Source organism: Enterobacter wuhouensis, assembly GCF_004331265.1.
GTDB lineage: Bacteria > Pseudomonadota > Gammaproteobacteria > Enterobacterales > Enterobacteriaceae > Enterobacter > Enterobacter wuhouensis.
Map to the genome: position 1 here is coordinate 88,737 of NZ_SJOO01000007.1, position 26,468 is coordinate 115,204.

General features: G+C 56.8%; 26 protein-coding genes and 1 tRNA gene. 19 read left to right on the forward strand and 8 right to left on the reverse strand.

Annotated features, from left to right (window positions below; all coding sequences use genetic code 11):
* Positions 1 to 126: 126 nt before the first annotated feature.
* The gene (gene lpxP, locus E0L20_RS16100) at positions 127 to 1,044 is read right to left on the reverse strand and encodes a kdo(2)-lipid IV(A) palmitoleoyltransferase (RefSeq protein WP_131634818.1); all 918 of its coding nucleotides are present in this window, start codon (positions 1,042 to 1,044) and stop codon (positions 127 to 129) included.
* Positions 1,045 to 1,123: 79 nt separating this feature from the next.
* On the opposite strand from lpxP, the gene E0L20_RS23890 reads away from it, so the two are divergent.
* Positions 1,124 to 1,300 (forward strand): hypothetical protein, encoded by a 177-nt coding sequence (locus E0L20_RS23890; RefSeq protein WP_165500722.1) that lies wholly within the window; start codon positions 1,124 to 1,126, stop codon positions 1,298 to 1,300.
* A gap of 28 nt (positions 1,301 to 1,328) precedes the next feature.
* Here the strand turns inward: E0L20_RS23890 and E0L20_RS16105 are convergent, their stop codons facing one another.
* The 3 genes from E0L20_RS16105 to E0L20_RS16115 form a co-directional block, all read right to left on the reverse strand.
* Positions 1,329 to 1,805 (reverse strand): WbuC family cupin fold metalloprotein, encoded by a 477-nt coding sequence (locus tag E0L20_RS16105; RefSeq protein WP_131634819.1) that lies wholly within the window; start codon positions 1,803 to 1,805, stop codon positions 1,329 to 1,331.
* 50 nt (positions 1,806 to 1,855) lie between these two features.
* Positions 1,856 to 1,927, reverse strand: a tRNA-Arg gene (locus tag E0L20_RS16110).
* A 75-nt stretch (positions 1,928 to 2,002) separates the two neighbouring features.
* The gene (locus E0L20_RS16115) at positions 2,003 to 2,923 is read right to left on the reverse strand and encodes a formate/nitrite transporter family protein (protein WP_131634820.1); all 921 of its coding nucleotides are present in this window, start codon (positions 2,921 to 2,923) and stop codon (positions 2,003 to 2,005) included.
* 316 nt (positions 2,924 to 3,239) lie between these two features.
* Between E0L20_RS16115 and mlaA the strand changes: the two genes are divergently transcribed.
* A complete protein-coding gene (gene mlaA / locus E0L20_RS16120; protein WP_131634821.1) occupies positions 3,240 to 3,992 on the forward strand; it encodes a phospholipid-binding lipoprotein MlaA in 753 nt (250 codons plus the stop codon).
* Between the two features lie 44 nt (positions 3,993 to 4,036).
* On the opposite strand, the gene fadL is transcribed toward mlaA, so the two are convergent.
* The gene (fadL, locus tag E0L20_RS16125; RefSeq protein WP_131634822.1) at positions 4,037 to 5,383 is read right to left on the reverse strand and encodes a long-chain fatty acid transporter FadL; all 1,347 of its coding nucleotides are present in this window, start codon (positions 5,381 to 5,383) and stop codon (positions 4,037 to 4,039) included.
* 372 nt (positions 5,384 to 5,755) lie between these two features.
* Between fadL and E0L20_RS16130 the strand changes: the two genes are divergently transcribed.
* The 4 genes from E0L20_RS16130 (at position 5,756) to sixA (ending at position 10,427) form a co-directional block, all read left to right on the forward strand.
* Entirely contained in the window at positions 5,756 to 6,040 is a 285-nt protein-coding gene (locus tag E0L20_RS16130; protein WP_131634823.1) for a YfcZ/YiiS family protein, read from the forward strand.
* A gap of 234 nt (positions 6,041 to 6,274) precedes the next feature.
* On the forward strand, positions 6,275 to 7,585 hold the full coding sequence (fadI, locus tag E0L20_RS16135; protein ID WP_131634824.1) for an acetyl-CoA C-acyltransferase FadI: 1,311 nt from the start codon (positions 6,275 to 6,277) through the stop codon (positions 7,583 to 7,585).
* Positions 7,585 to 9,732: a fatty acid oxidation complex subunit alpha FadJ gene (gene fadJ, locus E0L20_RS16140; protein ID WP_131634825.1), complete on the forward strand. Its 2,148-nt coding sequence runs from the start codon at positions 7,585 to 7,587 to the stop codon at positions 9,730 to 9,732. Before fadI ends, fadJ begins: the two co-directional genes overlap by 1 nt.
* Positions 9,733 to 9,941: 209 nt before the next feature.
* Positions 9,942 to 10,427 (forward strand): phosphohistidine phosphatase SixA, encoded by a 486-nt coding sequence (sixA, locus tag E0L20_RS16145; RefSeq protein WP_119937133.1) that lies wholly within the window; start codon positions 9,942 to 9,944, stop codon positions 10,425 to 10,427.
* 48 nt (positions 10,428 to 10,475) lie between these two features.
* Here sixA and smrB read toward each other — a convergent pair whose 3' ends face one another.
* The gene (smrB, locus tag E0L20_RS16150) at positions 10,476 to 11,027 is read right to left on the reverse strand and encodes an endonuclease SmrB (protein ID WP_131634826.1); all 552 of its coding nucleotides are present in this window, start codon (positions 11,025 to 11,027) and stop codon (positions 10,476 to 10,478) included.
* 145 nt (positions 11,028 to 11,172) lie between these two features.
* On the opposite strand from smrB, the gene prmB reads away from it, so the two are divergent.
* From prmB to E0L20_RS16180, 6 genes are read left to right on the forward strand one after another with little or no spacing between them, the layout of a single operon-like run.
* Positions 11,173 to 12,105 (forward strand): 50S ribosomal protein L3 N(5)-glutamine methyltransferase, encoded by a 933-nt coding sequence (gene prmB / locus E0L20_RS16155; protein WP_131634827.1) that lies wholly within the window; start codon positions 11,173 to 11,175, stop codon positions 12,103 to 12,105.
* 60 nt (positions 12,106 to 12,165) lie between these two features.
* Complete coding sequence (gene aroC, locus E0L20_RS16160; protein WP_131634828.1) at positions 12,166 to 13,251, forward strand: chorismate synthase; 1,086 nt, start codon at positions 12,166 to 12,168, stop codon at positions 13,249 to 13,251.
* Positions 13,252 to 13,253: 2 nt separating this feature from the next.
* Complete coding sequence (gene mepA, locus E0L20_RS16165; RefSeq protein WP_131634829.1) at positions 13,254 to 14,078, forward strand: penicillin-insensitive murein endopeptidase; 825 nt, start codon at positions 13,254 to 13,256, stop codon at positions 14,076 to 14,078.
* A complete protein-coding gene (locus E0L20_RS16170) occupies positions 14,078 to 14,887 on the forward strand; it encodes a sulfite exporter TauE/SafE family protein (RefSeq protein WP_131634830.1) in 810 nt (269 codons plus the stop codon). Before mepA ends, E0L20_RS16170 begins: the two co-directional genes overlap by 1 nt.
* Positions 14,887 to 15,432 (forward strand): elongation factor P hydroxylase, encoded by a 546-nt coding sequence (locus E0L20_RS16175; protein ID WP_131634831.1) that lies wholly within the window; start codon positions 14,887 to 14,889, stop codon positions 15,430 to 15,432. The genes E0L20_RS16170 and E0L20_RS16175 overlap by 1 nt, the downstream gene beginning before the upstream one ends.
* A gap of 13 nt (positions 15,433 to 15,445) precedes the next feature.
* Entirely contained in the window at positions 15,446 to 15,721 is a 276-nt protein-coding gene (locus E0L20_RS16180) for a YfcL family protein (protein ID WP_033146100.1), read from the forward strand.
* 96 nt (positions 15,722 to 15,817) lie between these two features.
* On the opposite strand, the gene mnmC is transcribed toward E0L20_RS16180, so the two are convergent.
* A complete protein-coding gene (gene mnmC, locus E0L20_RS16185) occupies positions 15,818 to 17,815 on the reverse strand; it encodes a bifunctional tRNA (5-methylaminomethyl-2-thiouridine)(34)-methyltransferase MnmC2/FAD-dependent 5-carboxymethylaminomethyl-2-thiouridine(34) oxidoreductase MnmC1 (RefSeq protein ID WP_131634832.1) in 1,998 nt (665 codons plus the stop codon).
* 158 nt (positions 17,816 to 17,973) lie between these two features.
* Here mnmC and fabB point away from each other — a divergent pair, with 158 nt between their 5' ends.
* Together fabB and E0L20_RS16195 are read left to right on the forward strand one after the other, a co-directional pair.
* Positions 17,974 to 19,191 carry a beta-ketoacyl-ACP synthase I gene (gene fabB / locus E0L20_RS16190; RefSeq protein WP_131634833.1) on the forward strand — a complete coding sequence of 406 codons (1,218 nt, stop codon included), beginning with the start codon at positions 17,974 to 17,976 and terminating at the stop codon, positions 19,189 to 19,191.
* Between the two features lie 68 nt (positions 19,192 to 19,259).
* Positions 19,260 to 20,438, forward strand: coding sequence for an MFS transporter (locus tag E0L20_RS16195; RefSeq protein ID WP_131634834.1), 1,179 nt, complete (start codon positions 19,260 to 19,262; stop codon positions 20,436 to 20,438).
* Positions 20,439 to 20,527: 89 nt separating this feature from the next.
* On the opposite strand, the gene flk is transcribed toward E0L20_RS16195, so the two are convergent.
* A complete protein-coding gene (gene flk / locus E0L20_RS16200; RefSeq protein WP_131634835.1) occupies positions 20,528 to 21,532 on the reverse strand; it encodes a flagella biosynthesis regulator Flk in 1,005 nt (334 codons plus the stop codon).
* Positions 21,533 to 21,634: 102 nt separating this feature from the next.
* On the opposite strand from flk, the gene pdxB reads away from it, so the two are divergent.
* From pdxB to accD, 5 genes are all read left to right on the forward strand, one after another.
* Entirely contained in the window at positions 21,635 to 22,771 is a 1,137-nt protein-coding gene (gene pdxB, locus E0L20_RS16205; protein WP_131634836.1) for a 4-phosphoerythronate dehydrogenase PdxB, read from the forward strand.
* A gap of 67 nt (positions 22,772 to 22,838) precedes the next feature.
* Entirely contained in the window at positions 22,839 to 23,852 is a 1,014-nt protein-coding gene (locus E0L20_RS16210; protein WP_131634837.1) for an aspartate-semialdehyde dehydrogenase, read from the forward strand.
* On the forward strand, positions 23,852 to 24,664 hold the full coding sequence (gene truA / locus E0L20_RS16215) for a tRNA pseudouridine(38-40) synthase TruA (protein ID WP_131634839.1): 813 nt from the start codon (positions 23,852 to 23,854) through the stop codon (positions 24,662 to 24,664). The genes E0L20_RS16210 and truA overlap by 1 nt, the downstream gene beginning before the upstream one ends.
* Positions 24,665 to 24,692: 28 nt before the next feature.
* Complete coding sequence (locus tag E0L20_RS16220; protein ID WP_131634840.1) at positions 24,693 to 25,352, forward strand: DedA family protein; 660 nt, start codon at positions 24,693 to 24,695, stop codon at positions 25,350 to 25,352.
* Positions 25,353 to 25,506: 154 nt separating this feature from the next.
* Positions 25,507 to 26,412 (forward strand): acetyl-CoA carboxylase, carboxyltransferase subunit beta, encoded by a 906-nt coding sequence (accD, locus tag E0L20_RS16225; RefSeq protein WP_023336427.1) that lies wholly within the window; start codon positions 25,507 to 25,509, stop codon positions 26,410 to 26,412.
* Positions 26,413 to 26,468 lie beyond the last annotated feature (56 nt).

Here is a 26,468-nt window from a genome sequence, read left to right on the forward strand (position 1 = left end):
GGCGACAGTTTGATTTCAGAGCGCAATAAATTGCCGTTGAGCGACGCAATAACACGCTCGTTACTCTGGGTGGTGACAGGTGGTTGAAAAGGTTAGTTTCTTAGCGAAACTAACCTTGGGAATGGCTTAAACGTAGAGTGAGGACTCGCCGAGAGGGCGGGTTTTGAAGCGACGGTGCATCCACAGATACTGCTCAGGCGCGCGCATAATCTCTGTTTCAATCACTTTATTGATAAAGGCTGCTGCCTCGCATTCTTTTTCCGGATAGTTCGCCATTTCCTGAGAAATGTGCAGGCGATAGCCGGACTTATCTGCTTTTCTCACCATCGTCACGGTGAGCATGGCAGCTCCGGACAGACGCGAAATGACGAAGGTGCCGTTGGTAGTGGCAACGTCTTTTACCGCAAAGAAGGGGGCAAAGCTGCTGCCTTTACGCCCGTAATCCTGATCGGGCGCAAACCAGACGGCTTCCCCTTTCTTCAGCGCCCCGACCATGCCGCGCAGGTTATTACGGCTGATCATGGCTTTGTTGGAGCGCATGCGGCCGCGTGTCTGTACCCACTCCATGAGCGCACTGTTGTGCGGACGGTAGGTCGCCATCATCGGCTGACACAGCCCCATCACGCGTCCACCCAGTTCGAGGGACATAAAGTGGACGCCGACAACCATCACGCCGCGGTTTTGCGCCTGCGTACGCTTCAGGTTTTCCAGCCCTTCGACATCAAACCATTTGCGGACGCGTTCATCAGGCCAGAACCAGGCCATCCCGGTTTCAAGCAGCGCCATGCCGATGGATTTGAAGTTTTCAGCAATCAGTTTTTCACGCTGTTCCGCGTTGTACTGCGGAAAGCAAAGTTCGAGGTTTTTACGGGCAATAGATTCGCGGCGCTTCAGGAAATGGCGTGAAGCACTGCCTAACTTAGAACCCAGGATACGAATAACGGGATATGGAAGCTGTACCAGCAGCCAAAGCACGCCAAGACCAAACCATGTAAACCAGTAACGCGGGTGCAAGAACGCGCGCTTAAATGAGGATTCAGACAAAATAGTGGAACCTATGTAAAGCCGGTAAAAGTACCGCTTATTGCGATACCACGTGCCAATTAGACCGTAGGACAAGGTCATGGTTGCAGGCTTTACCGATCTTTACGGCGTTGCCTGGCCATTGCTGACGTTTGGTGGGCGGCATAATGTAGCACCGTTATACGATATGTGCTATCGATCGTTTTTGATTAAAAAAGCGGCTGACAGGAAGGCGGTTGAATTTGTTGTTTTTATATCAGCAACAGGCTCTCTGTAGACCTGTTGCTGGATATATGCAGTGGACATCAGGCCTTGTAGGCCGCGTCCCCCGGCTGCACCTGTTTATACCACGCCATCAATTGGGCTGTTCCGGCTTCGCCTTCGGCAGGCGCCCAGCCAGCGAAATCATGCCCGGCCACGGGTTGGTAGCCGCCGTGTTTGACTTCAAAAATCACGCCGCCAGGATCAAGCGATAGCACGGCGTGCCAGGTTCCCGCTTCCATCTCCAGCGCCATACACGTTTCGCCGAGCACGACGCGACGGGTTACGATCCCTTCATCGTTAAAATTCAACACCACAAAGCGTCCACGCAGCGGAAGCAGCAGTTCAAAGGTGTGCGGATGGCGATGAGGGCGGACATAGGTTCCCGGCTCCATCGCAATGGCCAGGCGTTGAACGGGATCGCACAGTTCAGGGTGGAAATTCCGGTGAGCGCGTAGGCGCGGGGACGTCGCCGCAGCTTCGCTTTGTTGCTGCAAATCCTGAAGGGTAATTTGTTTCATTTAAGCCGCCTGAAGGGGTGATATGGGGCTGTTGAAGACGTTGCAATAAGTGTCCCCTGCAGGAATCGAACCTGCAACTAGCCCTTAGGAGGGGCTCGTTATATCCATTTAACTAAGGGGACGAGGCGGCACGAGTATAGCCTTATTTACACTTTGCGTTAAGCGCATTGCCGCCTGACTGCTCAAAGAGTCACCATTCAGGCCGATTTTTTTGCAGATTTATCATTCTCTTCCTGTGCCTTTAGCTCAGCCTTGCGCTTGTTCGACATATCGTTGCGGATTTGGGCATGGCTCAATAACGCAAAGATAAAGGTACCGCCGCAGATGTTACCGGCGAGCGTTGGCAGGGCAAATGGCCAGAAGAAGTCGCTCCAGTGAAGCGTGCCGTTAAACACCAGATACAGAATTTCAACGGTGCCGACAACGATATGCGTTGTATCCCCTAACGCAATAAGCCAGGTCATCAGTATAATCACCACGATCTTTGCGCTTCCCGCTGACGGAAACATCCACACCATAGTGGCGATGATCCAGCCGGAGATAATCGCATTCGAGAACATCTCAACGGGCGTGTTCTTCATTACGTCCATACCGATTTTCACAAATGCGTCCCGGGTGGGTTCATCGAATATCGGCATATATTCGAACGCCCAGGCCGCAATGCCCGTACCAATCAGGTTCCCCAGCAGCACCACGCTCCACAGGCGCATCAGTAAACCAAAATTACCGAGGGTCGGATTTTGCATTACCGGCAGCACGGCGGTGACGGTGTTTTCGGTAAACAGCTGCTGGCGCGCCATGATGACGATAATAAAGCCGAACGTGTAGCCGAGGTTTTCAAGGAGAAAACCGCCGGGGACCCCCTCCAGCTGAACGTGGAATATCCCTTTCGCAAGAAGTGATGCGCTCATCGATAAACCCGCAGCCACGGCGGACCATAGCAGCGCCATCGCGTCGCGTTCCATCTCCTTTTCGCCGTCCTGACGAATATGTTCATGAATCGCCATCGCACGCGAGGGGAGGCGATCTTCGTCGATTTCTATCTCTTCCCCCCGGTCTTTTTCCTCACTTTCAATTTCTCTTTCTTCGCCAATTTTTTCTTCGTTAACTTCCTTCATAACCACTCCACGGTGAGGGACCTTTCTTTTAAGCGTAGCGGCTTTCAACGGAATTCCCGTGGGGATGCTCTTAAATTGCCGACAATGGCAACAAAGGTGATACATCTCTTTCAAAGTCATTATAAAATTGCCGACGAAACGAATTCTAAAAGCCAGGCTATGCTGAGATTAGAGTAACGGTGGTTACTGCCCGTAATTGTGCTCATAGACATCGGGAAACGTGCTGTTACAATCACTTGCACGTTTTCAGACGGAGCGCCAGGCGCTTCGTTACGGATGGCAATCAACGATAGCCATACTGAACAGGGAGATATTTATGAAACTTCGGCTGTCGGCGCTTGCGCTGGGCGCAACGATGCTCGTGGGCTGCGCCAGCTCTGGAGATCAAACGGGACGGTCCGATCCTCTCGAAGGATTTAACCGTTCAATGTATAGCTTTAACTACAACGTGCTGGACCCTTATGTAGTCCGGCCGGTCGCAGTGGCCTGGCGTGATTACGTTCCACAGCCTGCGCGTAACGGGCTGAGCAACTTTACCAGCAACCTGGAAGAGCCTGCCGTCATGGTCAACTTCTTCCTGCAGGGCGACCCGTATCAGGGGATGGTGCACTTTACGCGCTTCTTCCTGAACACCATTCTGGGGATGGGCGGCTTCATTGATGTCGCAGGCATGGCGAACCCAAAACTGCAGCGCGAGCAGCCTCACCGCTTCGGCAGCACGCTGGGGCACTATGGCGTTGGCTATGGGCCTTACGTTCACCTGCCATTCTACGGTAGCTTCACTGTTCGTGACGACGGCGGCGATGCGGTAGATACGCTCTATCCGGTGCTGTCCTGGCTGACCTGGCCGCTGTCTATTGGGAAATGGACGGTTGAAGGCATTGAGACGCGCGCACAGCTGCTCGACTCCGATGGCCTGCTGCGCCAGTCTTCAGACCCGTATATTATGGTGCGGGAAGCCTACTTCCAGAATCATGACTTTATTGCCAACGGCGGCAAGCTGAAGCCGGAAGATAATCCGAATGCGAAAGCAATCGAGAATGAATTAAAAGATATCGATTCGGAATAAATAAAAAAGGTGAGCGATGCTCACCTTTTTTAATTCCTGCGCGATTAGAACGCGTAGTTGAAGTTGGTGCCGAACAGCCAGGCTTTACCGTCAGAGTGGAAGGTATAGGCAGCCGGGCCTTCGCCCTCGGTGAAGCTCACGTTCTGACCATGCATATAGGATGCGCCAACGTCGATAGAGGCATCATCGTTAAAGGCATACGTCATACCGGCGCTCAGCCACAGGCGGTCCTGGTCCGGAATGGAGATGGAACGCTTGTCAGCCGGAACCGGGCTATCGTCAAATGCGATACCGGTACGGAAGGTCCAGTTCTTATCGTAGTAATAGGTAGTACCCAGCGCGATACGATAGGCGTCCTTAAAGCTTTCGTCTTTATAGAACAGCGTCTGGCCGTTGTTGCCGGTTGCTTTCAGCTCCTGGAACTGGCTCCAGCTGGTGTAGGTCAGGCTATAGTGGATAGCCCACTGCGGCGCAACGCGGTTATAGCCGGACACTTCCCACATTTCAGGCAAATGCAGAGACAGTGAACCGTTCTCGGTTCTGCCGCCGGTACCAGCCGGAAGACCTGCCAGACCCATATTCCCCAGAATGGTGCTCAGGTTCGGGTTGATGGAGCTTTTATAGTCGCCGTCAAAGTCAATTTTCACTTCTGAGCGATAGGTCAAGCCCCAGCGGTTGTCTTTATTCAACTCATACAGGATACCCGCGTTCCAGCCGAAGCCCCATTCATCGCCCTTCAGGTGCGCAATCTGGTCGTCAGGCGAGCTGATCCCATCCAGATACGATGGAGGAACACGGCCCGAGAGCTGGCCCGCCAGAATTGGCCCCAGAGAACCCGCGTAGCGCTCGATTTTGGCTTTCGCGTAAACCGCATCGAAGCCCAGACCGAAGCTCCAGTTGCTGTCCAGGCGATAGGCACCGCTCAGGTTCAGGTTAACGGTTTGCAGATCGGTTTTACCGCCATAAATGCCGGCTTCGTAATTATTGCCAAACTCGGTTGCCAGACCGTAGTTAGAGGTTACGGATGCACCCCAGCCAAACTGATCGTTAATTGGCATCACAAAGTGCATGTTAGGAACCCATGCGCTTGGCGCGATGTTATCCTGGTTGGCGCTTTGTCCGGTTAAGGCTGATTTACCCGTCACGTTCACGTCCGGGTCAATATAAACAGCACCGATAGAGAACGTTGGACGGTCAAACATGGTGATCAGCGCAGGGTTACGACTTACGTTACCTGCATCATCTGCGATTGCACCTTCCCCGGAATACGCACGGCCAAGGCCAGAGGAAGAAAATTCGTTAAGCTGGAAGCCCGCTGACCAGGCGGACGTTGAGACGATTGCCACTGCAACTGCTAATGCAGTCTTTTTGAACAGGGTTTTCTGGCTCATGACCATAACCTCATTGAGTTATTTTTATTCAATAATTGTTACATACCGTAACAGGAGCGCGAAGTGTAGGGTCTGCGGTAATACATACAAATCAGACCAGTGGCGTGAGTATAGGTCTGACCAGCTAGAATGTTGCAAGTTTGTTTATTAATATTTTCAAACATGTTTCTTGAAACGAGATCTGGTTGGCAAAATTGTGACCATCGCTACTCATCCAAAAGGGCGATTTTTGTTTTAGATCATTTTTTAGTGTGATATCGGTCACTTATCCCATTTTGCGTCATTAACGGCTGGAGGCTGCCTGCGCGGGGGCGTAAAATATCAGCATCGTGTTTATCTCGCGCCGTGCGCGAATACAGAGGAAATTGAGCTATGAGTAAATGCAGTGCTGATGAAACCCCGGTTTGCTGCTGTATGGATGTTGGCACCATCATGGACAACACCGATTGCACCGCCTCTTACAGCCGTGTGTTCCCTAACCGTGCTGAAGCAGAAGAAACGCTGGCCGCGCTGAGCAAACGCGCGCGCGATGTCGAATCCGATCCGTGTGACATCAAGTCCACCTTCACGGAAGTGGAAGGCGGCGTGCAGCTGGACATCGACTTTGTCTTCGCCTGCGAAGCTGAAACGCTGATTTTCCAGTTAGGCCTGCGTTAATTTCTGCAGTCTGGTGCCCTCACCCCGACCCTCTCCCACGGGAGAGGGGCAAACACTAAAAACGGTAACCTACGGGTTACCGTTTTGCTTTTACCTCGTGGCATTTTCTTTTTCTTCTCTGTGCCTTAGCTCGCACTTTTTCGTTTCCCCGATTGGCTGAATGTAAAAAAATGGTTAAGACTGTTATCAGGTCAGACCACTTTATGTTTGCGCAAAATTTTACAGGGGAGCGTTATGAGTCAGGCATTACCGCTTATCACCCGCCAGGGTGACCGCATTGCTATTGTCAGCGGGCTTCGCACGCCGTTTGCGCGTCAGGCGACAGCGTTTCACGGTATACCGGCTGTCGAACTTGGGAAGATGGTGGTAGGGGAGATGCTGGCGCGCAGCGAAATTCCCGCTGAGGTCATTGAACAGCTGGTTTTCGGCCAGGTGGTACAAATGCCGGAAGCGCCCAACATTGCGCGTGAAATCGTGCTCGGGACGGGAATGAATGTGCATACCGATGCCTACAGCGTCAGCCGCGCATGCGCCACCAGTTTCCAGGCGGTGGCTAACGTTGCCGAGAGCCTGATGGCAGGCACTATTCGTGCCGGGATTGCCGGCGGGGCCGACTCCTCCTCGGTACTGCCTATAGGTGTGAGCAAGAAGCTGGCGCGCATCCTGGTGGATGCCAATAAAGCCCGCACCACCGGTGCGAAGCTCAAGCTCTTCTCTCGCCTTCGCCTGCGCGACCTTTTGCCTGTTCCTCCCGCCGTAGCCGAATACTCCACCGGCCTGCGCATGGGCGACACCGCCGAGCAGATGGCGAAAACCTATGGCATCACCCGCGAGCAGCAGGACGCGCTGGCGCACCGTTCGCACCAGCTTGCGGCAAAAGCCTGGTCGGAAGGTAAACTGACCGACGAGGTCATGACCGCCTATATCCCGCCCTATCGTGAACCGCTCTCAGAAGACAACAATATTCGCGGCGCCTCAACGCTGGCGGACTACGCCAAACTGCGCCCGGCGTTTGACCGCAAGCACGGCACCGTGACGGCGGCCAACAGCACGCCGTTGACCGATGGGGCTGCTGCGGTGATCCTGATGACGGAGTCCCGCGCCAAAGAATTAGGGATTAAGCCTCTGGGGTATCTGCGCAGCTATGCCTTCACCGCTATTGATGTCTGGCAAGACATGCTGCTGGGACCGGCCTGGTCTACGCCGCTGGCGCTGGATCGCGCGGGGCTGACGCTTGCAGACTTAACGCTGATCGATATGCATGAAGCCTTTGCCGCGCAAACGCTGGCCAACGTGCAGCTGCTGGGCAGCGAACGTTTTGCCCGCGATGTGCTGGGGCGTGCGCATGCAACCGGCGAAGTGGATCAAAGCAAATTCAACGTGCTGGGCGGCTCAATTGCCTACGGCCATCCGTTCGCGGCGACCGGCGCGCGTATGATTACGCAAACCTTACATGAGCTGCGTCGCCGAGGCGGCGGTTTTGGACTTGTCACCGCCTGTGCGGCGGGTGGGCTGGGCGCGGCAATGGTTCTGGAGGCGGAATAATGGAAATGACATCTGCATTTAACCTGACGGTTCGCCTCGATAACGTCGCCGTTATGACCATTGATGTACCTGATGAAAAGATGAATACCCTGAAGGCCGAGTTCGGCGTTCAGGTGCGCGCGATGCTCAAGCAGATCCGCGAAAACAAAGCCATTCGTGGTCTGGTGTTTATTTCGGCCAAGCCGGACAACTTTATTGCCGGGGCGGATATCAACATGATCGCCCGCGCGCAAAGCGCACAGGAAGCCGAAGAGCTGGCGCGTCAGGGGCAGCAGGTGATGGCCGAGATCCACGCGCTGTCGATCCCGGTTGTCGCCGCTATTCACGGTGCCTGTCTGGGCGGCGGCCTTGAGCTGGCGCTGGCCTGCCATAGCCGCATCTGTACCGACGATGCAAAAACCGTTCTGGGCCTGCCGGAAGTGCAGTTAGGCCTGTTGCCGGGATCGGGGGGAACACAGCGCCTGCCGCGCCTGGTGGGCGTTAGCACCGCGCTGGAGATGATCTTAACCGGTAAGCAGCTGCGCCCCCGTCAGGCGCTGAAGGCGGGTCTGGTTGACGAGGTTGTTCCACACGCGATCTTACTTGAAGCCGCCGTTGAGCGGGCGCTGAAGGGACGTCAGACAAGACGCCCTCTGCCGGTGCGGGAGCGCGTCCTTGCCGGACCGCTGGGGCGGGCGCTGCTATTCAGCATGGTCGGCAAAAAAACCGAACAAAAAACCAGAGGTAACTATCCGGCGGCAAAACGCATTCTGGAGGTCATTGAAACCGGCCTGTCGCAGGGCAGCAGCAGCGGCTATGCCGCAGAAGCAAAAGCCTTTGGCGAGCTGGCAATGACGCCGCAGTCGCAGGCGCTGCGCAGTATTTTCTTTGCCAGTACCGAAGTGAAAAAAGATCCCGGCAGCGACGCGGAACCTGCGCCGCTGCATGCCGTCGGCGTGCTGGGGGGCGGGCTGATGGGCGGTGGGATAGCCTTCGTCACCGCCAGTAAGGGCAAATTGCCGGTGCGTATCAAAGACATTAATCCTAAGGGAATCAACCACGCGCTGCAGTACAGCTGGCAAAACCTTGATCGGAAGGTCAAGCGCCGCCATATCAAGGCCAGCGAGCGTGATAAAACCCTGGCGACGATCACGGGCACGACGGACTACAGCGGTTTTGCACATCGCGATCTGGTGATTGAAGCGGTATTTGAGGATCTCGCGCTCAAGCAGCAGATGGTTGCGGAGGTCGAGCAGCACTGCGCGCCGCACACGATTTTTGCCTCAAACACCTCGTCATTGCCGATTGGCGATATCGCGGCGAAAGCCGTGCGGCCAGAACAGGTGATAGGCCTGCACTTCTTTAGCCCGGTGGAGAAAATGCCGCTGGTAGAGGTTATTCCTCACGCGACGACCAGCCCGCAAACCGTCGCCACCGTGGTGAAACTGGCCAAAAAACAGGGTAAGACACCGATCGTGGTGGCGGACAAAGCAGGCTTCTACGTCAACCGCATACTGGCCCCCTATATCAACGAAGCCATGCGGCTGCTGACGGAAGGGGAGAAGATCGAGCACGTCGATGAGGCGCTGGTAAAGTTTGGTTTTCCCGTGGGGCCAATCCAACTTTTGGATGAGGTAGGAATAGACACCGGCACTAAAATTATACCTGTGCTGGAAGCGGCTTATGGCGATCGTTTTGCGCCGCCTGCAAACATTGTTTCCGCAATTTTGAAGGACGATCGCAAAGGCAGAAAAAATGAACGCGGTTTCTATCTTTACGCGGCAAAAGGGCGTAAAAGCAAGAAACAGGTCGACCCTTCGGTTTATGGGCTTATTCCGGTAGCCGGTCAGGGAAAACTGTCGGCAGTTCAGTGTGCTGAACGCTGCGTCATGATGATGCTTAACGAAGCGGCGCGCTGCTTTGGTGAGCAGGTGATCAAAAACGCACGCGACGGCGACATCGGCGCCGTGTTTGGTATTGGTTTCCCGCCGTTCCTTGGCGGTCCGTTCCGGTATATGGATACCCTCGGGGCGGGTGAAGTGGTTGCCATTTTGCAACGTCTTGCCGCGCAATACGGTTCACGGTTTACACCCTGTGACGAATTATTGCAGAGGGCGGAACGGGGTCAGACATTCTGGCCCGCAAGGGAAACTGATTTCGTAAACTGAAGTCAAAGAAGGGTAAATCCTGAGGTTATGGAACCTGTTCTGGCGAAATTGTAAACAGAGATTGACTATACTTACGCCATTGAGGTAAAAAACAGCGTTTCATTCACCGAATGGATCAGGCACAATGCCCGGCCATCGGGTTTTCTACCTCAGAGCATTCATTGCGGGTAGTCAACGCCGGTGATTCTGGTTAACAAAAGCGGTGCAATATGCAAGTTTTTATCATGCGTCACGGCGACGCGGCACTCGATGCCGCCAGTGACTCAGTACGTCCTTTGACCGTCTGTGGCTGCGACGAATCTCGTCAGATGGCCACCTGGCTTAAAGGTCAAAAAGTGGATATCGAACGCGTTCTGGTGAGTCCGTTCCTGCGTGCAGAACAGACGCTGGATGTGGTAGGGGAGTGTATGAACCTGCCATCTGGCGTGGACGTTCTCCCTGAACTCACGCCGTGTGGCGATGTCGGCCTTGTCAGTGCCTATCTTCAGGCGCTGTGCAACGAAGGTGTTGCTTCCGCACTGGTCATTTCCCACCTGCCGCTGGTCGGCTATCTGGTATCTGAGCTGTGCCCGGGCGAAACGCCGCCGATGTTCACGACCTCTGCCATTGCCAACGTCACACTCGACGAAACCGGCAAAGGGGTCTTCAACTGGCAAATGAGTCCGTGCAACCTGAAGATGGCTAAAGCTATCTGACGTGACGTGCGATATGGCGGGGGGCAAAACGTGCGTCCCGCCATGCTGTCAGGGCAATTCTGGCGGCTGCCACTCTTCTACCTCAATCAACACCAGCAATGCGGCATCTCCGCCGTACTCTTTGGGTGCCTGATGAAAAGCCATCACGTGCGGATGCTGGGCCAGCCAGAGCGGCGTTTGTTGCTTAAGAATATGTTTACCGTGGCCGTGCATCACGCAGGCGCAAAACACATGCTCGCGGCGGCAGGCGGCTATCAACGCACCCAGCTCCTGTTTGGCCTGCATTTGGGTTAACCCGTGCAAATCAAGAAACAGCTCCGGCGAATAATCGCCCCGGCGTAATTTTTTCAGCTCGAAGTGGCTGACGTCTTCACGCACGTATTTTACCGCCCCTTGGGTGTTCAGCAGCGGCTGAAATTCATCTGAAAAATAGTGGCTGTTATCCGCCTGTTCCTGCAGAAGCCGTTTCACCGGCACTTCGGTGATTTTCTTGCGCAGCGGGCGGTGGACGATGGTGTCCTGCTTGATTTGACGGGTGCCGGTCATAAGCTGCTGGAAGAGCGCCTGATCCTCCTCGCTGAGCGTGGTTTTCTTTTTCATTGGTCTGTCTCATCTCTTATTTCCAATAGTGTACCTGACTAAACGCATTTTTTAACCTCAAGCGGTACGCGTCATTGCTGATTTATCGGCGTCTTCGTGGCAAACTAGCCGCCGAAAATTATGCGAGCATGCCCTGGAGGAAAGAGTGGATAAAATTTTTGTCGATGAAGCAGTAAACGAGCTGCATACCATACAGGACATGTTGCGCTGGTCGGTTAGCCGCTTCAGCGCCGCCAATATCTGGTACGGTCACGGCACCGATAACCCGTGGGATGAGGCCGTTCAGCTGGTGCTGCCGTCTCTATACCTGCCGCTGGACATTCCGGAAGACATGCGCAGCGCGCGCCTGACCTCCAGCGAAAAACACCGCATCGTTGAGCGCGTGATCCGCCGCGTGAACGAGCGCATTCCGGTCGCCTACCTGACCAACAAGGCCTGGTTCTGCGGCCACGAGTTCTACGTTGATGAACGCGTGCTGGTGCCGCGTTCGCCGATTGGTGAGCTGATCAACAACCAGTTCGACGGTTTGATTAACCATCAGCCGCAGCACATCCTCGATATGTGTACCGGCAGCGGCTGCATCGCGATTGCCTGCGCATATGCCTTCCCGGAAGCAGAGGTGGACGCGGTTGATATTTCTACAGACGCGCTGGCGGTGACCGAGCACAACATTGAAGAACATGGCCTGATCCATCACGTGACGCCGATCCGTTCCGACCTGTTCCGCGACCTGCCTACGCTGCAGTACGATCTGATCGTCACCAACCCGCCGTACGTGGATGCGGAAGACATGTCCGATCTGCCAAACGAATATCGTCACGAGCCGGAGCTGGGTCTGGCGTCGGGTTCCGACGGCCTGAAGCTCACCCGCCGTATTCTGGCCTGCGCGCCGGATTACCTGACCGACGACGGCGTTCTGATTTGTGAAGTGGGCAACAGCATGGTACATCTGATAGAGCAGTACCCGGATGTGCCGTTCACCTGGCTTGAGTTCGACAACGGCGGTGACGGCGTCTTTATGCTGACCAAAGCGCAGCTTCTCGACGCGCGCGAACACTTCAGCATCTATAAAGATTAATCCAGCGGGCTTCGGCCCGTTTCACAACGCTCAAACACAAACAACAACAGCGGAGCCGTGATGGCAGGAAACAGTATTGGACAATTATTCCGCGTGACCACCTTCGGTGAGTCGCACGGGCTGGCGCTGGGCTGCATCGTGGACGGCGTGCCGCCGGGCATCGAGCTGACCGAAGCCGATTTACAGCACGACCTTGACCGTCGTCGCCCTGGGACCTCTCGCTACACCACGCAGCGTCGCGAGCCGGACCAGGTTAAAATTCTCTCCGGCGTTTTTGAAGGCCGCACCACCGGGACCAGCATTGGTCTGCTGATTGAAAATACCGATCAGCGCTCCCAGGACTACGGCGCCATCAAAGACGTCTTCCGTCCGGGCCACGCCGACTACACCTACGAACAGAAGTACGGCTTTCGCGACTATCGCGGCGGCGGGCGTTCTTCCGCGCGTGAAACCGCAATGCGCGTGGCGGCTGGGGCGATTGCCAAGAAATACCTGCAGCAAAAATTTGGCATCGTTATTCGCGGCTGCCTGACCCAGATGGGCGACATTCCGCTGGCGATCAAAGACTGGGATCTGGTTGAACAAAACCCGTTCTTCTGCGCCGATGCCGACAAAATTGACGCGCTGGACGAGCTGATGCGCGGCCTGAAAAAAGAGGGCGACTCCATCGGTGCGAAAGTTACCGTGGTGGCCGACGGCGTCCCGGCGGGCTGGGGCGAGCCGGTATTTGACCGTCTCGACGCCGACATCGCCCACGCGCTGATGAGCATCAACGCGGTGAAGGGCGTAGAGATTGGCGACGGCTTTGACGTGGTTCAGCTTCGCGGCAGCCAGAATCGTGACGAAATCACGAAAGCGGGCTTCCAGAGCAACCATGCGGGCGGCATCCTGGGCGGGATCAGCAGCGGGCAGCAGATTATTGCCAACATCGCGCTGAAGCCAACCTCCAGCATCACCGTGCCGGGCCACACGATTAACCGCGATGGCGACGAAGTTGAGATGATCACCAAAGGACGTCACGATCCGTGCGTGGGGATCCGCGCGGTGCCGATCGCAGAAGCGATGCTGGCGATCGTGCTGATGGATCACTTCCTGCGCCAGCGCGCGCAGAATGCGGATGTGACGACCACCATTCCACGCTGGTAAACATGAAAAAAACCGCAATTGCTCTGCTGGCGCTGCTCGCCAGTGGAGCCAGTCTGGCCGCCACGCCGTGGCAAAAAATCACCCATCCGGTGGCGGGGAGCGCGCAGTCAATCGGCGCGTTCTCTAACGGCTGTATCGTCGGGGCGCAGGAGCTTCCGCTGCAGTCGGACACCTATCAGGTGATGCGCACCGACCAGCGTCGCTACTTTGGTCACCCGGACCTGGTGCTATTTATTCAGCGTCTGGGTAATCAGGTGCATAACCTGGGGCTGGGGACGATGCTGATTGGCGATATGGGTATGCCTGCCGGGGGCCGCTTCAACGGCGGGCACGCCAGCCATCAGACCGGACTGGACGTGGATATCTTCCTGCAGCTGCCGAAAGCGCGCTGGAGTTCAGCACAGCTGCTGAAGCCGCAGGCGCTGGATCTGGTCGCTCGCGACGGTAAGCGCGTGGTGCCTTCGCTCTGGACGCGGGAGGTTTCCAGCATGATCAAGCTGGCGGCAGAGGATAACGACGTCACGCGGATTTTCGTCAATCCGGCCATCAAGCAGCAGCTCTGCCTGGATGCGGGAACCGATCGCGACTGGCTGCGTAAAGTGCGCCCGTGGTTCCAGCATCGTGCACACATGCACGTCCGTCTGCGCTGTCCGGCCAACAGTCTTGAATGTGAAGATCAGCCGTTACCACCGCCTGGCGATGGCTGCGGCTATGAGCTGCAAAGCTGGTTTGAACCAGCTAAGCCTGGAACCTCTAAGCCTGAGAAGAAGACACCGCCTCCGCTGCCGCCTTCCTGCCAGGCGCTACTGGATGAGCATGTACTTTAATGGATAATTTCGTCGATCTGTTTATGGTGTCGCCGTGGATGCTGGCGGCACTGTTTTTTGTTGCTATGTTAGCCGGTTTTATCGATGCCCTGGCGGGTGGGGGCGGTTTGCTGACCGTTCCGGCACTGCTGGCGGTGGGGATGAGCCCTGCCCAGGCGCTCGCCACGAATAAACTTCAGGCCTGCGGAGGGTCGCTTTCCGCGTCGCTCTACTTCATTCGCCGCAAGGTGGTGAATCTTGCCGATCAGAAGCTGAATATTCTGATGACCTTTATCGGCTCTACCTCCGGCGCGCTGCTGGTCCAGCACGTACAGTCCGATATATTGCGCCAGATCCTGCCTATTTTGGTTATCTGTATTGGCCTCTACTTTTTGCTGATGCCGAAGCTCGGCGAAGAAGACCGCCAGCGCCGGCTGCACGGCCTGCCGTTCGCGCTGATTGCCGGTGGCTGCGTCGGTTTTTACGACGGTTTCTTTGGCCCGGGTGCGGGATCGTTTTACGCGCTGGCGTTCGTGACGCTGGCCGGGTTTAACCTCGCTAAATCCACCGCCCACGCCAAGGTGCTCAACGCCACGTCTAACGTTGGCGGCCTGCTGCTGTTTATCATTGGCGGTAAAGTCATCTGGGCCACCGGTTTTGTGATGATGGCAGGACAGTTTTTGGGCGCGCGCGCGGGCTCGCGTCTGGTATTGAGCAAGGGGCAAAAGCTGATCCGCCCGATGATTGTTATCGTCTCAGCGGTGATGAGCGCCAAACTTCTTTATGACAGCCATGGACAGGAGATCCTCACCTGGTTGGGGATGAACTAATGAACAGTACGCATAACTATGAACAGCTAATTGAGATTTTTGACGGCTGCTTTGCTGATGATTTTAATACCCGTCTGATTAAAGGCGACGACGAACCGATCTATCTTCCCGCTGATGCCGAGGTTCCGTACAACCGAATCGTCTTCGCGCACGGCTTTTACGCCAGCGGATTGCACGAGATCTCGCACTGGTGCATCGCCGGAAAAGCGCGTCGCGAGCTGGTGGACTTTGGTTACTGGTACTGCCCGGACGGGCGTGATGCCGCGACGCAGGGCCAGTTCGAAGACGTGGAGGTGAAACCCCAGGCATTCGACTGGCTGTTCTGCGTAGCGGCGGGTTATCCGTTCAACGTCAGCTGCGACAACCTTGAAGGCGACTTTGAGCCAGACCGTATCGTTTTCCAGCGCCGCGTGCACGCGCAGGTGATGGAATATCTTGAGAAGGGCATTCCGGAACGTCCGGCGCGCTTTATCAAGGCTTTGCAGAATTATTACCACACGCCGGAGATCACGGCGGAATGCTTCCCGTGGCCGGAAGATATTTAACAGAGGAAAGAAGATGATCGCAGAATTTGAATCGCGCATTCTGGCGTTAATTGATGACATGGTGGAACACGCCAGTGATGATGAGCTGTTCGCCAGCGGTTATCTGCGCGGTCACCTGACGCTCGCGGTAGCCGAGCTGGAAGCAGGTGACGATCACTCTGCCGACGCCGTGCACGCTGAAGTGACCCGCAGCCTCGAGAAAGCCATTCTGGCCGGGGAGCTCTCTCCGCGCGACCAGTCACTGGTGCTGGGCATGTGGGACACTTTGTTCCAGCAGGCTAAACGCTAAGTCATCGCTTTTCGCCCGGTGGCGCTGCGCTTAACGGGCCTACGAATATCCCCTCTCCCTGTGGGAGAGGGTTAGGGTGAGGGCGCCAGCCGCACCCTACTTAACCTTCTTCCCCTTCAGCAGTTTCCGTACCCACAATCGATTCGGGTTGAGTCCCGCGAGCGTAACCCGGTCCAGCGGAATCGGCTCGTCGCTCATCTGAGCGGCTAACACTTCCGCCAGCAGCGGTGCAGAACATAATCCGCGCGAGCCCAGCCCGCCCAGCATAAACAGCTCGGCGTAAACGGGCGCACTTGCCGCCGTTTCTTTGTTGTCTGCAAGATCGCGATAGGCTTCAAGCGTGGCTTCGTAGTCCGGCACGTTTCCCGCCATCGGCAGATGGTCGCGCGTCGCACAGCGCACGCCGCAGCGCGCCTCCCCAGCGCTGACATCCACCTCTTTTGCCCATGTTGCATCCGGGAAACAGTCAATCAGGCGCTGGCGGTTTTGCTGCTGGTCCGCGTCGCTATAGCGCATCTCCGCTTCGCCGCGGTGGTAGCTTGCGCCGATGCAGTGGTGTCCGTTAGACGGATTTTGCGGCGTCAGATAGCCGTCGTAGCAGAGCACCTGGCGCAGTTTGCCCAGCTCCGGCGCGGTAGGGACATGGCTGACCTGGCCGCCGACCGGATAAACCGGGAGTGATGCCGTCTGAATGAACTGGCTGATGCTATGCCCGTTTGCCAATACGACGCTGGCATGCCGGGACTCTCCTCCATCGGCAAATGTCAGATTCCAGCGCTCGGATCGGCTAAGGGAGTCAACCTTGCGCGAATAATGCACGACCAGACCGCGCGATTGCGCAAGGGTGAGCGCCGCAGCGGTCAGTTCAGCGGGACACAGCCAGCCGCCGAGCGGATAGTGAATACCGCCGCAGCCGGTGTCAACGCCAGCGGTTTCAGCTACCTGCCGCGCAGCCACCGCGTGGGCGATCGCCTCCGGCAGGCCCAGCGACAGCATCTGCGTAATTTTTTGCTGGCTCTTCTCATCCCAGCCGAGCTGCGTTACGCCGCACCAGTCGTGGGCGAATGTGGCCGGAAGGGCGTCATACAAACGACGGGCGAAGGTGAACGCCGCCGGGAAAAACTGGAACAGGGCCGGATCGTGCGCGCTCAGAAGGGGATAGAGCGCTCCCTGGCGGTTACCCGAGGCCCCTTTTGCCGGTGCGTCGTCTTCGCAGTAAAGCGTCACCTGCCAGCCACGATGCAGAAGCGCAAGCGAGAGCAGGGCGCTGGCAATTCCGCCGCCGATTATCGCGACCTCGCGCGACGCGCTGGCGCTGCGGGCAAACCAGGGCGTCTGAACGGGGATCGACAGCGTGTTCTCCATCACGCCTACCAGCATATCGCGCTTGCGGCCAAAACCTTTGGTCTTGCGCATGGTAAAGCCCGCCTCCTGCAGCCCGCGACGAACAAAGCCAGCAGACGTAAAGGTGGCAAGCGTCGCGCCAGGGCGTGCGAGACGCGCCATTGCCATAAACAGATGCTGGCTCCACATGTCCGGGTTTTTGGCGGGCGCGAAACCGTCCAGGAACCAGGCGTCTACCTTCTGATTCATCGAGTCGTCGAGCGTATCGGTCAGCTCGTTGATGTCGCCCAGCCATAAGTCCAGCGTGACGCGCCCGCCGTCCAGAATCAGACGATGACAGCCGCCGATAGCGGGCGGCCACTGGGCCTGGAGCTGCTCTGCCCACGGCGCCAGCTCCGGCCAGCGCTGATGCGCAAGCCGCAGGTCGTGCGCGGTCAGCGGAAACTTTTCAAAACTGACGAAATGTAATCTTTGGAGCGTAGCCTCGGGGCTCGCGGCATGAAAACGATCGAACGCCTGCCAGAGGGTCAGAAAATTTAGCCCGGTGCCAAATCCGCTCTCCGCCACCACAAACAGGCTGCGCGGATGCGCGGGAAAACGGGCGCTGAGGTGGTTTCCTTCAAGGAAAACATAACGGGTTTCTTCCAGTCCGTTATCATTAGAAAAATAGACGTCATCAAAATCTCGGGAAACAGGTGTACCCTCAGCGTTGAATTCGAGGTTGGCGGGTTGTATAGCGTTTTGTTTCACGTAAGTTACTCGTCCGACAGGCAGTGGCACGATCTTAACGATGTGAGCCCATCGGTGCAAATTTCCGCAGAAAATGGCTGATCGGACTTGTTCGGCGTACAAGTGTACGCTATTGTGCCACTCGAAACTTACTATAGTGCGACTTACAGAGGTATTGAATGAAACGTGCAGTGATTACTGGCCTGGGCATCGTTTCCAGCATCGGTAATAACCAGCAGGAAGTCCTGGCATCTCTGCGTGAAGGACGCTCCGGGATCACTTTCTCTGAAGAGTTTAAAGATTCAGGTATGCGTAGCCACGTATGGGGTAACGTCAAACTGGACACCACCGGTTTGATTGACCGCAAAGTGGTTCGTTTCATGAACGATGCCTCTATTTATGCTTATCTCTCCATGCAGGAAGCTATTGCTGACGCTGGCCTGAGCGAAGACGTTTATCAGAACAACCCACGCGTGGGTCTGATTGCCGGTTCCGGCGGTTCGTCTAAAGCACAGGTATTCGGTGCTGACGCAATGCGTAGCCCGCGTGGTCTGAAAGCGGTGGGTCCCTATGTCGTAACCAAAGCAATGGGCTCAGCGGTATCCGCGTGCCTGGCGACCCCTTTCAAAATTCACGGCGTGAACTACTCCATCAGCTCCGCGTGTGCGACTTCCGCACACTGTATCGGTAATGCGGTAGAGCAGATCCAGCTTGGCAAACAGGACATCGTGTTTGCTGGCGGCGGCGAAGAGCTGGGCTGGGAAATGGCCTGTGAGTTCGACGCGATGGGCGCGCTGTCCACCAAGTACAACGAAACGCCAGAAAAAGCCTCCCGTACGTATGATGCACACCGTGACGGTTTCATCATCGCTGGCGGCGGCGGTATGGTTGTGGTTGAAGAGCTGGAACACGCTCTGGCACGTGGTGCACACATCTATGCTGAGATCGTTGGCTACGGCGCAACGTCCGACGGTGCCGACATGGTTGCACCATCCGGCGAAGGCGCGGTGCGCTGCATGAAGATGGCGATGCACGGCGTTGACACCCCGATTGACTACCTGAACTCCCACGGTACCTCCACTCCGGTAGGCGACGTGAAGGAGCTGGGTGCCATTCGCGAAGTGTTTGGCGACAACAGCCCGGCTATCTCTGCAACCAAAGCTATGACCGGTCACTCTCTGGGTGCGGCTGGCGTGCAGGAAGCGATCTACTCTCTGCTGATGCTGGAAAATGGCTTCATTGCCCCAAGCATCAACATTGACGAGCTGGACGAGCAGGCTGCTGGCCTGAACATCGTGACCAAACCTACCGATGCGACGCTGACTACCGTTATGTCCAACAGCTTCGGTTTTGGCGGCACGAACGCCACGCTGGTCATGCGTAAGCTGAAAGCATAAGCGTTTGAATGTATAGTAGAAGGGAGCCTGAGGGCTCCCTTTTTTTATGCCTGAACCCGGAGTTATGCATGACGGCCGCTATTCCTGAAAAGAATGCCACTACTGGAAACATTCCTCTGTTCCGCATCGCTTTTGCGGTTTTCCTGACCTATATGACCGTTGGCCTGCCGCTGCCGGTGATCCCGCTGTTCGTTCACCAGGAGCTGGGCTACGGCAATACCATGGTCGGTATTGCCGTGGGCATTCAGTTTTTAGCCACGGTTTTAACCCGAGGCTATGCGGGACGTCTGGCGGATCAGCATGGTGCAAAGCGCTCGGCATTGCAGGGGATGTTTGCCTGCGGTCTGGCGGGCGGCGCCTGGCTGCTGGCCGCGCTGCTGCCGGTGGACGCCGCGTATAAATTCGCGCTGCTGGTGGTGGGGCGCTTAATCCTCGGCTTTGGTGAGAGCCAGCTGCTGACCGGCACGCTGACGTGGGGAATGGGGCTGGTTGGCCCCGCGCGTTCGGGCAAAGTGATGTCCTGGAACGGGATGGCCATCTACGGCGCGCTGGCCGCGGGTGCGCCGCTGGGTTTATTAATCCACAGCCAGTTTGGCTTTGCGGTCCTGGCCGGAACGACCATGGTGCTGCCGCTGCTGGCATGGGCGTTCAACGGTTCGGTGCGTAAAGTGCCCGCCCATAAAGGTGAGCGCCCGTCGCTCTGGAGCGTGGTGGGCCAAATCTGGCAGCCGGGACTGGGGCTGGCGCTACAGGGTGTTGGCTTCGCGGTCATTGGTACATTCGTCTCGCTGTACTTTATGAGTCGCGGCTGGGCGATGGCTGGCTTCACGCTTACCGCCTTTGGCGGCGCGTTTGTCCTGATGCGCGTGCTGTTTGGCTGGATGCCGGATCGCTTCGGTGGCGTCAAGGTGGCGGTGGCCTCGCTGGTGATTGAAACGGTTGGTCTGGTGCTGCTTTGGCAGGCCCCCACCGCCCCCGTTGCGCTGCTGGGCGCGGCGCTGACCGGCTGCGGCTGTTCGCTGATCTTCCCTGCGCTGGGCGTGGAGGTGGTTAAGCGCGTGGCTCCGCAGGTGCGCGGTACGGCGCTGGGCGGCTACGCTGCGTTTCAGGATATCTCGTACGGTGTCACCGGACCGATAGCGGGGCTGTTAGCGACGTCGTTTGGCTATCCGTCGGTATTCCTCGCAGGGGCAGTTTCAGCGGTGGTGGGGATTGTGGTGACGCTGGTGGCGTTTCGCAGGCGTTGAGCCGATGTTGCCGGGTGGCGGCTGCGCCTTACCCGGCCTACGTTCGAGCCGTCGTAGGCCTGGTAAGCGTAGCGCCACCGGGCTAAACCTCAGACAACCAGCCAGAAAATCGCCAGTGCAATCAATAGCGCCATAAACATCAACCCCGGACGCGCAGAGAGCGTTCTGAACGTCTCGACGACTGGCGCAAACAGCGGGCTGTAAATGGGCTGAATGTTTCGCGCCTCCGGCACGCCGCCTTCGCGCTCGCTGCGGCGAGTAAAGATCTGATTCAGCACATCCTGAACCTGCGCGGCGGTCAATACCGTTTGCGGCGTGGCCTGCCAGGTTTGCTGGGCATAATCCCTGATCGCTTCAAATTCGCGCGGCTCCAGCGGCTGTTTCAGCGCCGCCTGCAGCGTATGCAGAGTAGGCGCACTTTGGCCGCTGAGCGTCTGCCGCGCCTGTAGCCAGGTGACCAGATGGGTAAACTGTTTTGCTGGGATCAGCTCCCCGTCCTTCACGCCAGAAAGCTCCAGCATGGACTGCCAGATAAGCTTTGTCGGTTCGCCGGTGGCCGCAGCCAGCCTGGTGACCATCTGCTTGAGGGTGTTGTGTTCAGCAGGCAGCAGCGGGCGCTCGGTTGCAGGACGCTGCTGCGGCTGCGGGATTGACAGCTGGTTACTCTGCAGCAGCGTCAGTACGGTTTTGAGCTGATCCGGCGTCAGCTGGCTGAGAGCGGTCTGACCGTACTGCTGACGAATAAAATCGCTCACCGCCTGGCGGTTGTTCCCCTGGCCCAGCAGCTCGGTCAGCTGCGAGACGATCTGGCGGGTGGCATGGTTCTGCTGAGCGGCGGTAAGGCGCTGATTCAGGTTTTGCTCGGCGGCAGGAAAATGGCGCGACTGAAGCGGTGCATCATTCCTTACGCCCAGATCGTGCTTTACGCCGGCCCAGACCTCTGCGCTTTGCTGTGAGGTCAGCGCGATCAGGCGCGTGATCAGTCGCTCCAGCACGGTGCGCTGTTGCGTGGAAAGCGGCTGTTCACCGGCGACAGTGTGCGTTGCCGGGCCATCACCCGGAGGGCGCGGCGGCATACCTGAAATGGGCTGCATCGTCAAAAATCCTTAAAGTCAAAACTCGGCCTGCATATATGCCTGGCGGCCAGATTATGGCACACTTGCGCGGTTAACTTCCTCTCAAACAGGTACTCAGACGTGAAAATCCTCGTTGATGAAAATATGCCTTACGCTCGCGAGCTGTTTAGCCGCCTTGGCGACGTTAAGGCTGTCCCGGGTCGCCCAATTCCGGTGAATGAACTGGATGACGCGGATGCGCTGATGGTACGTTCGGTGACCAAAGTAAATGAGGCGTTGCTTTCCGGCAAAGGGATTCAGTTTGTTGGAACCGCAACGGCAGGGACCGATCATGTGGATGACAAATGGCTGAAGCAGGCGGGGATTGCCTTTTCCGCCGCGCCCGGCTGTAATGCGATTGCCGTCGTGGAATATGTGTTTTCTTCTCTACTGATGCTGGCCGAGCGCGACGGTTTTGCGCTCAAAGACCGTACGGTGGGGATTGTCGGCGTGGGCAACGTGGGGGGGCGCCTGCAAAAACGTCTTGAGGCGTTAGGCATTCGCACGCTGCTGTGCGATCCGCCGCGCAAGGATAATGGCGATGAGGGGGATTTCCGCTCGCTGGATGAGCTGGTTGAACAGTGTGACGTCATCACCTTCCACACGCCGCTGTTTAAAGACGGTCCGTATAAGTCTCTTCATCTGGCTGATGAAACGCTGATCCGCCGCCTGAAGGCTGGCACTATTCTGATAAATGCCTGCCGTGGTCCGGTCGTGGATAACGCCGCGCTGCTGACATGTCTGAACGAAGGACAAGACCTCAGCGTGGTGCTGGACGTCTGGGAACCCGAGCCGGATCTCAACGTTGAGCTATTAAATAAAGTGGACGTGGGAACCGCGCATATCGCCGGTTACACGCTTGAAGGTAAAGCGCGCGGCACGACGCAGGTGTTTGAGGCCTACAGCGCCTTTATAGGCCACCCACAGCAGGTGGCGCTGGATACCTTACTGCCCGCGCCGGAGTTTGGTCGTATTACCCTCCACGGCCCGCTTGATGAGGCCACGCTGAAAAGGCTGGTGCATTTGGTGTATGATGTGCGCCGCGATGACGCGCTGCTGCGTAAAGTGGCGGGTATTCCGGGTGAGTTTGATAAGCTGCGCAAGAACTACGTTGAGCGCCGCGAGTGGTCTTCCCTGTACGTTATTTGTGACGACGCAACGGCGGCGACGCTGCTGCAGAAGCTGGGATTTAACGCCGTTCACCACCCGGCACGTTAATGTCTTCTTAATGCTCCCTGCCGGATACTCTGGCAGGGACGCTTTTTTATTTCTGGAGTAAACCACCATGTCTGAAGGCTGGAACATTGCCATTTTGGGCGCCACTGGCGCCGTGGGTGAAGCCCTGCTTGAAACTCTTGCTGAGCGTCAGTTCCCGGTGGGAGAAATTTATGCGCTGGCACGTACCGACAGCGCGGGCGAGCATCTGCGCTTTAGCGGTAAATCCGTCATGGTTCAGGATGCCGCAGAATTCGACTGGACGCAGGCGCAGCTGGCGTTCTTCGCTGCGGGCGTTGAGGCTAGCGCATCCTATATTGAAGACGCGACGAATTCGGGCTGTCTTGTGATCGATCTCAGCGGTCTGTTCGCGATGGAACCCGACGTGCCGCTGGTGGTGCCGGACGTGAACCCGTTTGTGCTGGCTGACTACCGTAACCGCAACGTGATTGCGGTACCGAATAGCCTGACCAGCCAGCTGCTGACCGCGCTTAAGCCGCTGATCGATGACGGCGGCCTGTCGCGTATCACCGTGACCAGCCTGCTGTCCGCTTCAGCCAATGGTAAAAAAGCCGTCGATGCGCTGGCAGGGCAGAGTGCGAAACTGCTTAACGGCATCCCGATTGACGAAGATGATTTCTTTGGCCGTCAGCTGGCGTTCAACATGCTCCCACTGCTGCCCGATCGCGAAGGTTCCGTGCGCGAAGAGCGCCGTATCGTCGATGAAGTCCGCAAAATTCTGCAGGACGAAGGCCTGATGATCTCCGCCAACGTTGTGCAGTCGCCCGTTTTCTACGGCCACGCGCAGATGGTGGGCTTTGAAGCGCTGCGCCCGCTGGCTGCAGAAGAGGCGCGCGATGCGTTTAGCCGCGGCGAAGACATTGTGCTTTCCGAGGAGAGCGAATTTCCGACGCAGGTGGGCGATGCCACCGGTAGCGCACATCTTTCCGTGGGCTGCGTGCGCAACGATTACGGCATGCCGGAGCAGGTGCAGTTCTGGTCCGTGGCCGATAACGTTCGCTTTGGCGGCGCGCTGATGGCGGTCAAAATCGCCGAGAAGCTGGTCCAGGAGTATCTGTACTGATGTCAGAAGTGGAACAAAAGCCGGTCCATAGAATTGCCCTCGGTATTGAGTACGACGGCAGTAAATACTATGGCTGGCAGCGTCAGAATGAGGTGCGCAGCGTTCAGGAAAAGCTGGAGAAAGCGCTCTCTCAGGTGGCGAACGAGCCGATTAACGTCCTGTGCGCGGGCCGTACGGACGCGGGCGTCCACGGTACAGGGCAGGTGGTGCATTTTGAAACCACCGCCGTGCGGAAGGACGCCGCCTGGACGCTGGGTGTAAATGCGAATTTACCTGGTGACATTGCCGTGCGTTGGGTAAAAGCTGTGCCGGATGAATTTCATGCGCGCTTCAGCGCCACCGCGCGCCGCTACCGCTATGTCATCTACAACCAGCGTCTGCGCCCGGCGGTGCTAAGCCAGGGCGTGACCCACTTTTATGAACCGCTCGATGCAGAACGTATGCAGCGCGCGGCGCAGTGTCTGATTGGAGAAAATGACTTTACGTCGTTTCGTGCGGTGCAGTGTCAGTCCCGCACGCCGTGGCGTAACGTCATGCACATTAACGTCAGTCGTTATGGCGCGTATGTGGTGGTGGATATCAAAGCCAATGCCTTTGTACATCATATGGTGCGGAATATTGTTGGCAGCCTGATGGAAGTAGGTGCCGGACACCAGCCGGAGAGCTGGATTGCAGAACTGCTGGCAGCGAAGGACAGAACGCTTGCGGCAGCAACGGCGAAAGCGGAAGGGCTGTATCTGGTCTCGGTGGATTATCCGGACCGGTTTGACCTGCCAAAACCGCCAATGGGCCCGCTGTTTTTAGCGGACTAAACAAAGGTGCAATTAAGGCTTAGACAATATGGATGTAATACGTTTTCTGATTGATTTCATTCTGCATATTGATGTTCACCTGGCGGAGCTGGTCGCGCAGTACGGCGTCTGGGTGTATGCCATTCTTTTCCTGATCCTGTTCTGCGAAACGGGTCTGGTCGTGACGCCGTTCCTGCCGGGCGATTCCCTGCTGTTTGTGGCCGGGGCGCTATCCGCATTACCCACTAACGATCTGAACGTGCACTTAATGGTGGTGCTGATGATTATCGCGGCGATTATCGGCGATGCGGTCAACTACACGATTGGGCGCGTGTTTGGAGAACGGTTATTCAGCAATCCGGACTCGAAAATTTTCCGCCGCAGCTATTTAGATAAAACGCATGCGTTCTATGAGCGCCATGGCGGTAAAACGATTATCCTTGCGCGCTTCGTACCTATTGTGCGCACATTTGCACCGTTTGTGGCGGGAATGGGGCATATGTCCTATCGTCATTTTGCGATGTATAACGTTGCTGGCGCACTGCTGTGGGTTCTTCTCTTTACCTACGCAGGCTACCTGTTTGGCGATCTCCCTGTGGTTCAGGAAAACCTTAAGTTACTGATTGTAGCTATTATTGTGCTTTCCGTATTGCCTGGAGTGATTGAAATTATTCGTCATAAACGGGCAGCAGCAAAACAGGCGAAGTAAATTTGCACCTGCGGTTCGACCACTTTTTTATCCAAAGTTTCGGGCTGTTATGTTTTAATGTGCAACATTCATGGTCTGTTGGAGGCAAAAATGGCATTATTCGCCTCTTACAGCAAAACTGGCATACGACCAGGTTCAGGCAGAAAGGTTATCAATGAGCTGGATTGAACGAATTAAAAGCAACATTACCCCGACTCGTAAAGCGAGCATTCCTGAAGGGGTATGGACGAAGTGTGATAGCTGCGGCCAGGTTCTGTATCGTGCAGAGCTGGAGCGCAATCTTGAGGTGTGTCCAAAATGCGACCACCACATGCGTATGTCGGCGCGCAACCGCCTGCATAGCCTGCTGGACGAAGGTTCTCTGGTAGAGCTGGGCAGCGAACTTGAGCCAAAAGACGTGCTGAAGTTCCGCGATTCCAAAAAATACAAAGATCGCCTGGCCTCTGCACAGAAAGAGACCGGCGAGAAAGACGCGCTGATCGTCATGAAGGGCACCCTTCACGAGATGCCAGTTGTCGCTGCAGCCTTCGAGTTCGCTTTCATGGGCGGCTCAATGGGCTCTGTGGTTGGCGCGCGCTTCGTGCGTGCCGTTGAGCAGGCGCTGGAAGACAACTGTCCGCTGATCTGCTTCTCCGCCTCCGGCGGCGCGCGTATGCAGGAAGCGCTGATGTCTCTGATGCAGATGGCGAAAACCTCTGCTGCGCTGGCGAAAATGCAGGAACGCGGTCTGCCGTACATTTCCGTGCTGACCGACCCAACCATGGGCGGCGTTTCCGCGAGCTTCGCGATGTTGGGCGATCTGAACATCGCCGAGCCGAAAGCGCTGATTGGCTTTGCCGGCCCGCGCGTTATCGAACAAACCGTACGTGAAAAACTGCCGCCGGGCTTCCAGCGCAGTGAGTTCCTCATCGAGAAAGGCGCTATCGACATGATCGTTCGCCGCCCGGAAATGCGCCTGAAACTGGCAAGCATCCTGGCGAAGCTGATGAATCTGCCGGCGCCGAACCCGGATGAGCCGCGCGAAGGCGTGGTCGTACCGGATCAGGAACCCGAGGCCTGATAACTGAAAAGGGCAGGGCCGGTTGGCGCTGCCCTTTTGCTTTCTAAATCGTTAAT

What these genes read in the sequence shown, in the direction of transcription:
- E0L20_RS23890 (WP_165500722.1), top strand. Translation starts at nt 1,124, where the DNA reads ATGGTTGCAGGCTTTACCGATCTTTACGGCGTTGCCTGGCCATTGCTG.
- E0L20_RS16105 (WP_131634819.1), bottom strand. Translation starts at nt 1,805, where the DNA reads ATGAAACAAATTACCCTTCAGGATTTGCAGCAACAAAGCGAAGCTGCG.
- E0L20_RS16115 (WP_131634820.1), bottom strand. Translation starts at nt 2,923, where the DNA reads ATGAAGGAAGTTAACGAAGAAAAAATTGGCGAAGAAAGAGAAATTGAA.
- mlaA (WP_131634821.1), top strand. Translation starts at nt 3,240, where the DNA reads ATGAAACTTCGGCTGTCGGCGCTTGCGCTGGGCGCAACGATGCTCGTG.
- fadL (WP_131634822.1), bottom strand. Translation starts at nt 5,383, where the DNA reads ATGAGCCAGAAAACCCTGTTCAAAAAGACTGCATTAGCAGTTGCAGTG.
- E0L20_RS16130 (WP_131634823.1), top strand. Translation starts at nt 5,756, where the DNA reads ATGAGTAAATGCAGTGCTGATGAAACCCCGGTTTGCTGCTGTATGGAT.
- fadI (WP_131634824.1), top strand. Translation starts at nt 6,275, where the DNA reads ATGAGTCAGGCATTACCGCTTATCACCCGCCAGGGTGACCGCATTGCT.
- fadJ (WP_131634825.1), top strand. Translation starts at nt 7,585, where the DNA reads ATGGAAATGACATCTGCATTTAACCTGACGGTTCGCCTCGATAACGTC.
- sixA (WP_119937133.1), top strand. Translation starts at nt 9,942, where the DNA reads ATGCAAGTTTTTATCATGCGTCACGGCGACGCGGCACTCGATGCCGCC.
- smrB (WP_131634826.1), bottom strand. Translation starts at nt 11,027, where the DNA reads ATGAAAAAGAAAACCACGCTCAGCGAGGAGGATCAGGCGCTCTTCCAG.
- aroC (WP_131634828.1), top strand. Translation starts at nt 12,166, where the DNA reads ATGGCAGGAAACAGTATTGGACAATTATTCCGCGTGACCACCTTCGGT.
- mepA (WP_131634829.1), top strand. Translation starts at nt 13,254, where the DNA reads ATGAAAAAAACCGCAATTGCTCTGCTGGCGCTGCTCGCCAGTGGAGCC.
- E0L20_RS16170 (WP_131634830.1), top strand. Translation starts at nt 14,078, where the DNA reads ATGGATAATTTCGTCGATCTGTTTATGGTGTCGCCGTGGATGCTGGCG.
- E0L20_RS16175 (WP_131634831.1), top strand. Translation starts at nt 14,887, where the DNA reads ATGAACAGTACGCATAACTATGAACAGCTAATTGAGATTTTTGACGGC.
- E0L20_RS16180 (WP_033146100.1), top strand. Translation starts at nt 15,446, where the DNA reads ATGATCGCAGAATTTGAATCGCGCATTCTGGCGTTAATTGATGACATG.
- fabB (WP_131634833.1), top strand. Translation starts at nt 17,974, where the DNA reads ATGAAACGTGCAGTGATTACTGGCCTGGGCATCGTTTCCAGCATCGGT.
- E0L20_RS16195 (WP_131634834.1), top strand. Translation starts at nt 19,260, where the DNA reads ATGACGGCCGCTATTCCTGAAAAGAATGCCACTACTGGAAACATTCCT.
- flk (WP_131634835.1), bottom strand. Translation starts at nt 21,532, where the DNA reads ATGCAGCCCATTTCAGGTATGCCGCCGCGCCCTCCGGGTGATGGCCCG.
- E0L20_RS16210 (WP_131634837.1), top strand. Translation starts at nt 22,839, where the DNA reads ATGTCTGAAGGCTGGAACATTGCCATTTTGGGCGCCACTGGCGCCGTG.
- truA (WP_131634839.1), top strand. Translation starts at nt 23,852, where the DNA reads ATGTCAGAAGTGGAACAAAAGCCGGTCCATAGAATTGCCCTCGGTATT.
- E0L20_RS16220 (WP_131634840.1), top strand. Translation starts at nt 24,693, where the DNA reads ATGGATGTAATACGTTTTCTGATTGATTTCATTCTGCATATTGATGTT.
- accD (WP_023336427.1), top strand. Translation starts at nt 25,507, where the DNA reads ATGAGCTGGATTGAACGAATTAAAAGCAACATTACCCCGACTCGTAAA.